At 71.3% G+C, this 11416-nt stretch carries 6 protein-coding genes; 5 read left to right on the top strand and 1 reads right to left on the bottom strand.

The genetic code is table 11. From position 1 onward, the window contains the following. The first annotated feature begins 733 nt into the window (after positions 1-733). Positions 734-2179: an aldehyde dehydrogenase family protein gene (locus ACZ4VA_RS34685; protein WP_355794873.1), complete on the top strand. Its 1446-nt coding sequence runs from the start codon at positions 734-736 to the stop codon at positions 2177-2179. A gap of 227 nt (positions 2180-2406) precedes the next feature. Further along, positions 2407-4428 (top strand): Ig-like domain repeat protein, encoded by a 2022-nt coding sequence (locus ACZ4VA_RS34680; protein ID WP_468083944.1) that lies wholly within the window; start codon positions 2407-2409, stop codon positions 4426-4428. A 27-nt stretch (positions 4429-4455) separates the two neighbouring features. Here the strand turns inward: ACZ4VA_RS34680 and ACZ4VA_RS34675 are convergent, their stop codons facing one another. Then, a complete protein-coding gene (locus ACZ4VA_RS34675; protein ID WP_468083942.1) occupies positions 4456-7299 on the bottom strand; it encodes a glycoside hydrolase family 3 C-terminal domain-containing protein in 2844 nt (947 codons plus the stop codon). A gap of 363 nt (positions 7300-7662) precedes the next feature. On the opposite strand from ACZ4VA_RS34675, the gene ACZ4VA_RS34670 reads away from it, so the two are divergent. Genes ACZ4VA_RS34670 through ACZ4VA_RS34660 form a run of 3 tightly spaced genes read left to right on the top strand, consistent with a single transcriptional unit; the run spans position 7663 to position 11340 of the window. Further along, positions 7663-9345: an extracellular solute-binding protein gene (locus ACZ4VA_RS34670; protein ID WP_452924844.1), complete on the top strand. Its 1683-nt coding sequence runs from the start codon at positions 7663-7665 to the stop codon at positions 9343-9345. Positions 9346-9349: 4 nt separating this feature from the next. Then, a complete protein-coding gene (locus ACZ4VA_RS34665; protein ID WP_468083940.1) occupies positions 9350-10408 on the top strand; it encodes an ABC transporter permease in 1059 nt (352 codons plus the stop codon). Next, positions 10405-11340: a carbohydrate ABC transporter permease gene (locus ACZ4VA_RS34660; RefSeq protein ID WP_355784953.1), complete on the top strand. Its 936-nt coding sequence runs from the start codon at positions 10405-10407 to the stop codon at positions 11338-11340. The genes ACZ4VA_RS34665 and ACZ4VA_RS34660 overlap by 4 nt, the downstream gene beginning before the upstream one ends. Positions 11341-11416 lie beyond the last annotated feature (76 nt).

Below are 11416 nucleotides of genomic sequence, written 5' to 3'. Positions count from 1 at the left end.
GGGCTGAGCCCCGGGGGGCTGGGGCCTGGTGGCTCCGGTGCGGGGCCGGTGGGCGACGCCCACCTGCGGCACGGCCCCTTCGGTCGGATGGCGGCTGCGGGTCGTGGGGGCTGAGCCGCGGGGGGCGCGGGTCCGGTGGCTCCGGTGCGGGGCCGGTGGGCGACGCCCACCTGGCTGCGGTCGGGCGTGCGGCGGGGGGCGGCGCCCACTCACCCGGCTGGTGCCGGTGGACCGCCCACCCACCCCGGCTGGCGCCGGCGGACCGCCCACTCCAGCTGCGGTCGGGCGTGCGGCGAGGGGTGGCGCCCACTCACCCGGCTGGCGCCGGCGGGCCGCCCGCTCCAGCTGCGGACAGGCGTGCGGCGGGGGCCGCCCGCCGCAGCTGCGGGCAATCGTGCCGCTGGGGCGGCACGGGTGGGCGCAGGCGGCTCCCCGTTGGCGCCGGGTTCGCCGTCCTGCCTCGACCTTGGCTGCGGCACCGGGTGCCGGTGTAGGTGAGGGGAAGTGGGACCACTCACGGGTTCCGGCCTCAGTCGCAGCCCAGGGGGCTGACGTAGCCGGGGGGAGGGAAGGCACCGGGGGCCCGGGGGCCGCGACGGGGTGGGTTGGCCGTTGCGGAGTGGGGTGGGAGGGGAGTGCTACGGGGTGGACAAGCGCCAGGGCGTCCGGCGGGCCCTACCGTGGGGGCCGTAAGACACGGACACACCAACCTCGGAAGGGCCGGGACTCGACAATGACTTCCACCCACGCCTTCTGGCTCGCCGGCCGCCAGGCCACCGGCGAGACCACCTTCGACGTCACGTCGCCCTGGGACGGGCAGCTGGTCGGGAAGGTCAGCGTGCCGACCGAGGCCCAGGTCGAGGAGGCGGTCGCCGCCGCCCACGCCGTACGCGACGAGTTCGCGGCGACCCCCGCGCACGTCCGCGCCGCCGCCCTCGACCACGTCAGCAAGCGGCTCGCCGAACGCACCGAGGAGATCGCGCGCCTCATCTCCGCCGAGAACGGCAAGCCCATCAAGTGGGCCCGCGGCGAGGTCGGCCGCGCGGTGTCCGTGTTCCGGTTCGCCGCCGAGGAGGCCCGGCGGTTCAACGGCGGCGAGGCCCAGCGCCTCGACACCGACGCCGGCGGCCAGGGCCGCCTCGCGCTGACCCGGCGCTTCCCGAAGGGCGTCGTCCTCGGCATCGCGCCGTTCAACTTCCCGCTGAACCTGTGCGCCCACAAGGTCGCCCCGGCGATCGCGGCCGGCGCCCCGATCATCCTGAAGCCCGCGCCCGCGACCCCGCTGTCCGGCCTGATCATCGGCGACCTGCTCGCCGAGACCGAGCTGCCCGCCGGCTCGTGGAGCATCCTGCCGGTCTCCAACGACCGCATGCCCGCGCTGGTGCAGGACGAGCGGCTGCCCGTCATCTCGTTCACCGGCTCCGAGAAGGTCGGTTACGCGATCATGGACTCGGTGCCGCGCAAGCACTGCACGCTGGAGCTCGGCGGCAACGGCGCGGCCGTCGTCCTCGCCGACTTCGCGAGCGACGAGGACCTGGACTGGGCGGCGACCCGTATCGCCACCTTCTCCAACTACCAGGGCGGCCAGTCCTGCATCTCGGTGCAGCGGGTCATCGCCGACGCCTCGGTGTACGAGCGGCTGCTGCCGCGTATCGTCGCCGCCGTCGAGGCCCAGGTCACCGGCGACCCCTCGGACGACCGGACCGACGTCGGCCCGCTGGTCAGCGAGGACGCCGCCCGCCGCGTCGAGTCCTGGGTCGACGAGGCCGTCGCCTCCGGCGCCACGCTCCTCACCGGCGGCAAGCGCGAAGGCGCCTCCTACGCGCCGACCGTCCTCGCCGACGTCCCTGCGGACGCCACCCTCTCCTGCGAGGAGGTCTTCGGACCGGTCCTCACCGTGCAGCGGGTGACCGGCGAGGCCGAGGCCTTCGCCGCCGTCAACGACTCCAAGTACGGCCTCCAGGCAGGTGTGTTCACCCACGACCTGCAGACCGCCTTCCGTGCCCACCGGGCGTTGGAGGTCGGCGGCGTCGTGGTCGGCGACGTGCCCTCCTACCGCGCCGACCAGATGCCGTACGGCGGTGTGAAGCAGTCCGGCGTCGGCCGCGAGGGCGTGCGGTTCGCGATGGAGGACTACACCTACGAGCGCGTACTGGTCCTGACGGGCCTCGCCCTGTAAGGACGCGCGAAACCGGCGGCCGGAACCCACTGTGCGGGGGTTCCGGCCGCCGTCGTACGACGGCGGCCCCATTCTTCAGTCGGTGGACCTGGACACCGAGACCTCGCGGCGCGGGCGCCGTCGGTTGACCGGACGACGGCCGACAACCGGTGGTCCTTGTGGTGACTATGCCAAGGGCATGGCCTAATCTTCGCTCACTGGCCACACGCGCCCCCCGGTTCCCACACATGGCAGGGCGTCCAGGCATCCTCATTCGTTCCGGGGGGTTCGAACCGGCAGTGCGTATACGCACCCTCACAACCGCCACCACATTGGCGGTCCTCTTCAGCTCGGTGGTTCTGACCGCCACGCCGGCGGACGCGGACACCACCGCGAGCCTGCCGGTGGAGCGGACCGCCGACATCGTGGTCGACGGCGTCCACCAGCGCGTTTTCGTCAGCGACCCGAGCAACGGCAAGATCGTCGTCACCGACTACACCGGGAACGTGGTCCGTCAACTGACGGATCTGCCAGGTGTCGTGGGTCTGGAACTGTCCGCCGACTCCGGCACGCTCTACGCGGCCGTGCGGGACGCCGACGTGATCGCCGCGTTCGACACCGCGGCCGTCGTCGAGACCGCCCGCTACCCAGTGGGCGACAACCCGCTGAGCGTCGCCCTGGCGGGCGGCAGACTGTGGTTCGGCTACGGCGGGCCCGGCGAGGGCAACATCGGCTCGGTCGACTTGTCCGGCCAGCAGCCCGTGGTCACGCTCGCGCAGGAGGGCCGCGTCTGGTACCTCGCGCCGATGCTGGACGCCGCACCCGGCTCCAGCACCGTGATCGCGGCCGCGATCGGCGGGAGTCCGGTGTCGCTGGCCTCCTACGACGTCTCCTCGGGCACGCCCACCCGCACCGTCTTCACCAACGGCACCGGCGGCAACCTCGGGGACCTCCAGGTCACCCCGGACGGCCGACACGTCGTCGTGGCCAGCGGCGCGCCCTACCACCACCAGGTGCTGCGGACGTCCGACCTCACCGAGGACGGCTCCTACACCAGCGACTCCAGCCCGAACGCGATCGCCATCGCACCCGACGGCGCCGTCGCAGCAGGCGTCAGCGGGCCCTACGAGCCCGACGTCTACATCTACGAGCCCGGCGCCACCAAATCCATCCGCGAGTACGACTTCCCGGACACCGACCCCACCGTCACCGGCAAAGACGAACTCGCCGCCGCGGGCCTGGCCTGGGCACCGGACGGCTCACGGCTGTTCGCGATCACATCCAACTTCTCCGGCACCTACTCCCTGCGGGTCCTGGAGGCGCCCACCACGCCGGCCACCTCCATCACCGTGGACGCCCCGGCCACCGCGACCCGTGCCAAGCAGCTCACCGTCAAGGGCAAGGTCTCCTCGAGGGTGGCGCTGCCCGTCGGCATCAAGCTGACGGCGAACCGCACCGACCTGGAGTCGCCGAGCGGCAAGGCGCTGGCCACGGTGACCGTCAAGGCGGACGGCACCTACTCCTTCGTGGACACCCCGCCCGCCGGTGGCAAGGTCACGTACACGCTGACGTACGCCGGCGACGCCGGGCACGCCTCCGGCACCGGCTCGGACACCGTCGAGGTGTCGCGCACCTCGACGACTCTGACGCTGAACAACAACGGCAAGGTCTACTCCTACGGCGCCGACGTCGGCTTCACCGCGCACCTCGGCACGACATACAAGAACCGCAAGGTGGAGATCTGGGCCGACCCTTACGGCTCGGACAAGCCGAACGCGCTGGTGAAGTCCGGCACGGTCAACTCCAGTGGGAACCTGTCCGTCGTCCTGGACCTGATGCGGGACACCAAGGTCACGGCGAAGTTCGCGGGTGACGCCCGCTCCGCGCCGAAGACGGTGACCAGCACGGTAGGAGCAAAGGTCAAGGTGTCGACGTCGGTGAGCGGCCACTACAAGACGGCGTACACGTCGGGCCACACCTACTACTACTTCAAGAAGACCAAGAACCCGCTGTTCACCAACACGATGACGGCCTACCCGGGCCGCAAGCAGCGCCAGCAGTTCGAGGTCTACTACAACGGCAGCTGGTACGGCAGTGGTTCGAAGTACTTCACGCTGGACTCCGCGGGCGTCTCCAAGGTGGAGCTGACCGGCGAGCACCAGACGGGCCAGCGGATGCGCGTCCGCTCCTCGTACATCAACGACTCGTCGGGCGACACCGTGAACTCGACGACGTACGGCGCGTGGAAGTACTTCACCTTCACGAGCTGAGGCGGGCCCCGCGCAGGCCCCCCGCCCTCAGCCGCCGAAACCGACTCGCGCGAGCCATAGAGGGCCGCGCAGGGTGACGTGGACGTCGTGCACGCCGGTGACGTGGAAGGCGGCGTCCACGGTGGTGTAGTCGTACGGGCCCTTCGTCGGGCGCAGTGTGAGGGAGGCGAGGGCCGGGCCGTCGTCCAGGGAGATCTCCACTACTCCCTCGCCCGCCACCTCCGCGGTGACGCCGGTGACGCCGGTCCCGAAGTCGCAGGCCCGGTAGACCAGTTCGCCCGGGCCGTCGTCGAGCGGCGTCACGGCGTCCCCCGCCGTCCTGGTGGCGTCGACGATCCGGGTGCCGCGGTGTTCGTCGAAGTCCGCTGCCTCCAGGCCGCGTTCGCGGACCGGGCGCGGTCCGGCAGGCTCACCGTCGAGGCCGACCCTCGCGCGGAGCCGGACGTCCTCGCTGGACGCGCCCGCCAGGATCTCGTACGTGCCCGGCTCCAGGCGCCACCGGCCGTGCGCCACGTCCCAGAACTCGAAGACGGACAGCGGCAGTTCGAAGGAGAGGCCGGCCGAGGCGCCGGGGTCCAGGCGGACGCGGCGGTGTCCGGCCAGCTCGCGGCGGGGGCGGGGCACGGACGGGGCGACGGCGCGGACGTAGAGCTGGGCGACCTCGTCGGCCGTCACCGCGCCGGTGTTGGTGACGGTAAAGGAGACGCGCACCGCGTCCGGCCCGGACGTCACCCGCAGGTCCGTGTACGCGAACGACGCGTACGACAGGCCGTGCCCGAACGGAAACAGCGGGGTGCCCTCGAAGTACAGGTAGGTCTGGCGGCCGCCGATCACGTCGTAGTCGAGGAGGTCCGGCAGGTCGTCGTCGCGGGCGTACCAGGTCTGCGGGAGGCGGCCGGCGGGTGAGACGTCACCGGTAAGGATCCCCGCCAGCGCGGCGCCCGCCGCCTGGCCGCCGTGCGCGGTCCACAGGACGGCGGGAAGGTCCGCGGGGTCCACCGCGTACGGGTAGGCGGAGACCAGGGCGAGGACGGTGGCGGGGTTCGCGGCCCGGGCCGCCCGCAGCAGCCGCTCCTGGTGCGCCGGCAGGCGCAGCGTCGTACGGTCCTCGGTCTCGCGGCCGTTGATGTGCGGGTCGTTGCCGGCGACCACGACGACCACGTCGGTGGCGGCCGCGGCGCGGGCCACCGCGTCCTCGCCACGCTCGACCACCTCAACCTCGAAGACCTCCGCGTCCTGTGCGGCAACCTTCACGCCGTCGGCGGCGACACAGACGTGTCCGCCCGTCCCCAGGTGCTTGAGGAGGTGACCCCGTTTATGGGCCGCGGAGGGTTCCAGGCGGAACGTCTCCTGGACGACCCAGCCGCCGGGCTGGTCCGCGGAGGCGCGCAGGAAGCCGTCCTCGGCGACCGAGAGGTAGCGGCCGTCGGGCGCGCGCAGGGTCAGCACGCCGTCGCCCCAGTCGGCGAGGGCGAGTTCGGTGCCGTGGGCGTCCGCGGAGAGCGGGGACAGGTCGGTGCGGCCCGCGACGAGCGCCGGGTCCAGCGCGCCCTCGGCACCGGGCACGTCGTCCGCCGCGTCCGGCGCGGCGGGCACGACGAGGTAGGTCCCGGACGACGTCCGCAGCCGTACCCGGTCCACGCCCTCGGCGAAGACGACCCGGTCGGCGCCGAGACGCTCGTACAGGCCCTCCAGCGGTGTCGAACGGTGCAGGAGGGTGCCGCTGTACCAGTCGAGCTTGCACTCGTCGGCGAGCAGGCCGACGACGGCGACGCGGGTGTCGTGGGCGAGCGGCAGGAGTCCGTCGTTCTTCAGCAGGACCACGGCCTGCTCGGCCGCCTCCCGGGCGAGGGCGCGGTGGGCCGGGGTGTCGAAGTCGTCCGTGCCCGCGAACGGATCGGAACCCGGGTCGAACTCGCCCAGCCGGAAGCGGACCGAGAGCTGCCTGCGGACCGCCGCGTCGATGTCGGCCCCGCTCAACAGGCCCCGGGCTACGGCCCCCTGAAGGCGGGCGACGGTCTTCGAGTTGTCCGTGCCGTGGTCGGTGAAGCTGTCCACCCCGGCGCGTACCGCGGCCGCGACCGCCTCCTCGTGGGTGTCGAAGTAGTGCTCGGAGTCGACCAGGTTGGAGGGCGCCCCGGCGTCCGAGCAGACCAGCAGCTCCTGGTCCGTCCAGGCGCGCAACTGCTCGCGCAGGTACGGCGAGACGTGGTTGGGGCGCCCGTTGACGAGGTTGTACGCGGGCATCACGCCGGCCACCGCGCCCGCCTCCACCGTCTCGCGGAAGGCGCGCAGGTCGTACTCGTGCAGCACGCGTGGGCGCACGGACGAGGACGAGGTGTCCCGGTCGGTCTCGTTGTTGTGGGCCAGCCAGTGCTTGAGCACGGGGGCCGTACGCCAGTACACGGGATGGTCGCCGCGCAGGCCCCGGGTGTACGCCGTGGCGATGGCGGACGTGAGCCTCGGGTCCTCGGAGTAGCCCTCCTCGTTGCGCCCCCACAGCGGGTGGCGCAGCAGATTCACCGTTGGCGACCAGACGTTGAGGCCGACGCGGTCGTCGCGGGCGCGCATGGCACGGGCCTCCCGCGAGACGGCCTCGCCCACCCGGCGGACGAGGTCCTCGTTCCAGGTCGCGCCGAGCCCCACGGCCTGCGGGAACACGGTCGCCGGGCCCATCCACGCCACCCCGTGCAGAGCCTCCTGTCCGGTGCGGAAGGCGGCGACGCCGAGGCGTTCCACCGGGGGCGTGAACTGGTGCAGGAACGCGATGCGTTCGTCGGGCGTGAGCCGTGCCAGCAAGTCGTCGATGCGCTTCGCGAACGGCAGCCGCGTATCCCGGAAGGGCGGCGCGGAAGGCGTGGGTGCGGTCACGTGGGGGTCCCTTTGCGATGGAGCGACGGGGCGCTTTCGAAGCGCTTCGATGCTCAGGGCGACGAGACCGGGTGTCAAGACATGTGGACGCGAAACACCGTACATCTATTGGCATTTCAAGCACCGTGGATGCCCCGCGCCGGTCCGGCGAGGCGCCCAGGAATGTTGGGATCGGCTCTTGTGCGCCCCTGGGTGTTCACTTAACCTCGCAGCAACATCGAAGCGCTTCGACAAGCGGCGAGAGCCCGTCCTGGGGCGCGTAGTCCGCCAGGGACCGCTTCAGCTCAGCCAGTTCCACTCGAGACACCGCAGCCGACGGCTCCCCGCCGGGTGTCCTGCTGTGCGCCACGAAGGGTTGACGCAATGACGCCGAACTCCGCCACCTCCGGCACCAGCCGGAGAAGCTTCCTCGCCTCCACGGCGGTGGCCGCGACCGCCGTGACGGGCGGGATGCCGCTGCTCGCCGCCTGCGGCGGGTCCGACGGCGGCTCCAAGGAGGGGACGACCTCGGGCAAGGACGCGCGGAGGATCCTCCCCGCCTTCGTGGCGCAGAACGTGGTGACGCCGGACATCCCCTCGAAGAACGGCTCCGCGGCCGGCTTCACCGGCGAGCTCTCCCTGGCCGGACTGAAGACCTCGGTACCGCGCAAGCTGGGCAAGGGCGGCACCGTCCGGGTCATGTCGCCCTTCTGGGGGACGCCGCCGAAGGGGAGCAACGCCTACTACGCGGCGATGAACGAGCGGATCGGCGCCGACGTCGTCTGGCAGAACCAGGACGGCAACACGTACGACGAGAAGCTCGGCGCCGTCCTCGCCTCCAGCGACCTGCCGGACGTCGTGGTGATCCCCAGCTGGAACATGGGCGGCAAGATCCCCAGCGCCATCATCAGCAAGTTCGCCGACCTCGGGCCCTATCTCTCCGGCGACCGGGTCAAGGAGTACCCGAACCTCGCCGCCATCCCGAGCGACGCCTGGAAGTACTCCATCTTCGGCGGCAAGCTGCGCGGTCTGCCGCAGCCCGCGCCCACCGTCACCGGCATCGTGCCCTTCTACCGCAAGGACGTCTTCGACAAGGAGGGGTACGAACTGCCCACCTCCGCGGCGGAGTTCCTCGCCCTGGCCAAGGACATCACCCGGGCCAGGGCGAAGGTGTGGGCCTGCGACGACATGAAGTGGACCGCCTTCAACGTCTTCGGCGTGCTGTCCGGGAGCGAGAAGCCCCTCGGCTGGAACCTCGTCGACGGCAAGCTGGTCTACCGGGTGGAGACCGACGAGTACCTGGAAGCGCTGGAGTGGACGCGCAAGCTGTACGCGGCCGGTGTCGTCCACCCGGAGGCCAGGGCGGCCAACCAGGGCAACGCGGGCCAGCGTTTCACCGCCGGCGAGGTCCTGGTGTACAACCAGAACATCTCGGACTGGTGGGGCAAGACGGCCGAACAGGCGGGCCACAACAAGGACTTCCGCATCGCGGGCATGGACATCTTCGGCCACGACGGGGGTGACCCCCGGCTCTGGGCCGGGTCGCCCGCCGGCATCTTCGCCTTCGTCAACAAGAAGGCGTCCAAGGCCGTGATCCACGACGTGCTGGCCGCCGCGAACGTCTCCGCCGCCCCGTACGGCACCAAGGAGTACATGCTCACGAACTACGGGGTGGAGGGCACGCACTACACCGTCCGGGACGGTATGCCCGTCAAGAACGACAAGGGCAACCAGGAGGTCCTGAACGCGTACGTGATGCTGGCGAGTCCCGCCCCGACCATCGCGCACCCCGACTTCCCCGACATCGCGGAGGAACAGGTGCGGTGGCAGCAGCGGATGGGCGCCTTCACAGGGAAGTCCTCCTTCTACGGCCTGCAGATCACCGAGCCGGCCCGCTACACCAACCTCTCGAACGACTTCGAGCAGTTGGAGGACGACATCGTCCGCGGCCGCAGGAAGACCGGTGACATGCAGCAGGCCGTGTCGGACTGGAAGAGCCAGGGCGGCGACAAGCTGCGGGACTGGTACCGCAAGCTGCTGGACGACACCGGCTCCGCACAGGGGTGACGAGGTGGCACACAGCACCGCACCGGGCCCCGCCCGTACGGCCGCGTCGTCGGAGACGGACACCGACGAGCCGTCCGCCGGCCGCGCGAGGGCCGCCACGGCCGGCCGGGCCCCCGGGGCCGCCCGCGTCCCGAGGTACGGCTCCCTCCGCACCCGTCTGCGGCGGGACCGCACCCTGATCCTGATGACGCTGCCGGCCATCCTGCTCGTCCTGGTCTTCAACTACGTACCGATCCTCGGCAACGTCGTCGCCTTCCAGGAGTACGACCCGTACGTCGGCGACAACGGCTTCGTCGCCGTCTTCCACAGCCCGTGGGTGGGCTTCGAGCAGTTCACCCGGATCTTCGAGGACTCCGCGTTCTGGGACGCCGTGCGGAACACCCTCGTCCTGTTCGTGCTCCAGCTCGTGCTGTTCTTCCCCGTCCCCATCGCGCTCGCGCTGCTCGTCAACAGCGTGATCAGGCCCCGGGTGCGGGCGGTGTCGCAGGCGATCCTGTACCTGCCGCACTTCTTCTCCTGGGTGCTGGTCATCACCGTGTTCCAGCAGATCTTCGGCGGGGCCGGCATCATCGCGCAGACCCTGCGCCGGCACGGGTACGAGGGCTTCGACCTGATGACGGACCCGGGGATCTTCAAGTTCCTGGTGACGGCGGAGGGCGTGTGGAAGGACGCCGGTTGGGGCGTCATCGTCTTCCTCGCCGCGCTGGCCTCGGTGAGCCCGGACCTGTACGAGGCCTCGGCGATGGACGGCGCCGGGCGCCTGCGCCGCCTGTGGCACGTCACGCTGCCCGCCCTGCGCCCGGTGATCGCCCTGCTGCTGGTGCTGCGGGTCGGTGACGCGCTCACGGTCGGCTTCGAGCAGATCCTGCTGCAACGGGACGCGGTGGGCCCCGGCGCCTCCGAGGTCCTCGACACCTACGTGTGGTGGAACGGCGTCCGCAACCAGGACTTCAGCTACGCGGCCGCGGCCGGTCTGATCAAGGGCGTGGTCAGCCTCGGGCTGGTCCTCGCCGCGAACAAGGTGGCCCATCTCATGGGCGAGCAGGGGGTGTACAAGAAGTGAGCGCCGTGACCGGGCCCCGACCGAAGGCCCCCGGCCGCTGGGCCGCGCCGTCGAGGCCCGTCTGGGAGGAGCCGCCCGGCCGGGCCGGACTCGCGGGCAAGGCCATCGTGCTGGCCGGCGCCTGCCTGGCCGTCCTGTTCCCGCTGTGGATCGTCGTCGTCACCAGCCTGTCCTCGAAGGAGACCGTCACCGAGGCGGGCGGTCTGGTGGTGGTCCCCAAGGGCGTCACCTTCATCGCGTACCAGGAACTGCTGAGCGGCGGCCAGGTCACCCGGGCCACCCTCGTCAGCCTGGGTGTCACGCTCGTCGGCACGCTGTTCTCCATGACGGTGTCCGTCCTCGCCGCGTACGGGCTCTCCCGGATCGGGTCGGTCGGGCACCGCTGGTTCCTCATGACCCTGCTCGCCACGATGTTCTTCGGCGCCGGACTCATCCCCACGTACCTGCTCGTGCAGTCGCTGGGCCTGACGGACACCTACCTCGCGCTGATCCTGCCGAGCGCGGTCAGCGTCTTCAACATCCTCGTGCTGCGCGGCTTCTTCATGGGCATCTCGCAGGAACTCGTCGACAGCGCGCGGATCGACGGCGCGGGGGACTGGCGGATCCTGTGGGGGATCGTGGTGCCGCTGTCCCGCGCGGTCATCGCGGTGATCACGCTCTTCTACGCCGTCGGCTACTGGAGCGCCTGGTTCAACGCCTCGATCTACCTGAGCGACCAGGACATGATGCCGCTGCAGAACGTCATGATCCAGCTCGTCCAGAAGCAGGAGCCGCCGGTCGGGATGGGGCAGGCCATCAAGACGGGCGAACTGTCCGCGCTGGCCGTCCAGATGGCGGTCATGGTGCTGGCGCTGCTCCCGGTCGCCGTGCTCTCGCCCTTCGTCCAACGGCACTTCAAGAAGGGCATGCTCACCGGCGCCGTGAAGGGCTGACGCGCGCCCGCCCCGTCCCGCTCCCTGGTGCGCGGCCGTGCGCCCGGACCACCGCCGGGCACCCCGCGCCCCGACG

This window comes from Streptomyces sp. NPDC028308, from assembly GCF_055565855.1.
This window is presented reverse-complemented; position numbering and strand designations above follow the sequence as displayed.

Bases quoted from the DNA above. Each gene is read 5' to 3' on its own strand.
- ACZ4VA_RS34685 (WP_355794873.1), top strand. From the start codon at position 734: ATGACTTCCACCCACGCCTTCTGGCTCGCCGGCCGCCAGGCCACCGGC.
- ACZ4VA_RS34680 (WP_468083944.1), top strand. From the start codon at position 2,407: ATGGCAGGGCGTCCAGGCATCCTCATTCGTTCCGGGGGGTTCGAACCG.
- ACZ4VA_RS34670 (WP_452924844.1), top strand. From the start codon at position 7,663: ATGACGCCGAACTCCGCCACCTCCGGCACCAGCCGGAGAAGCTTCCTC.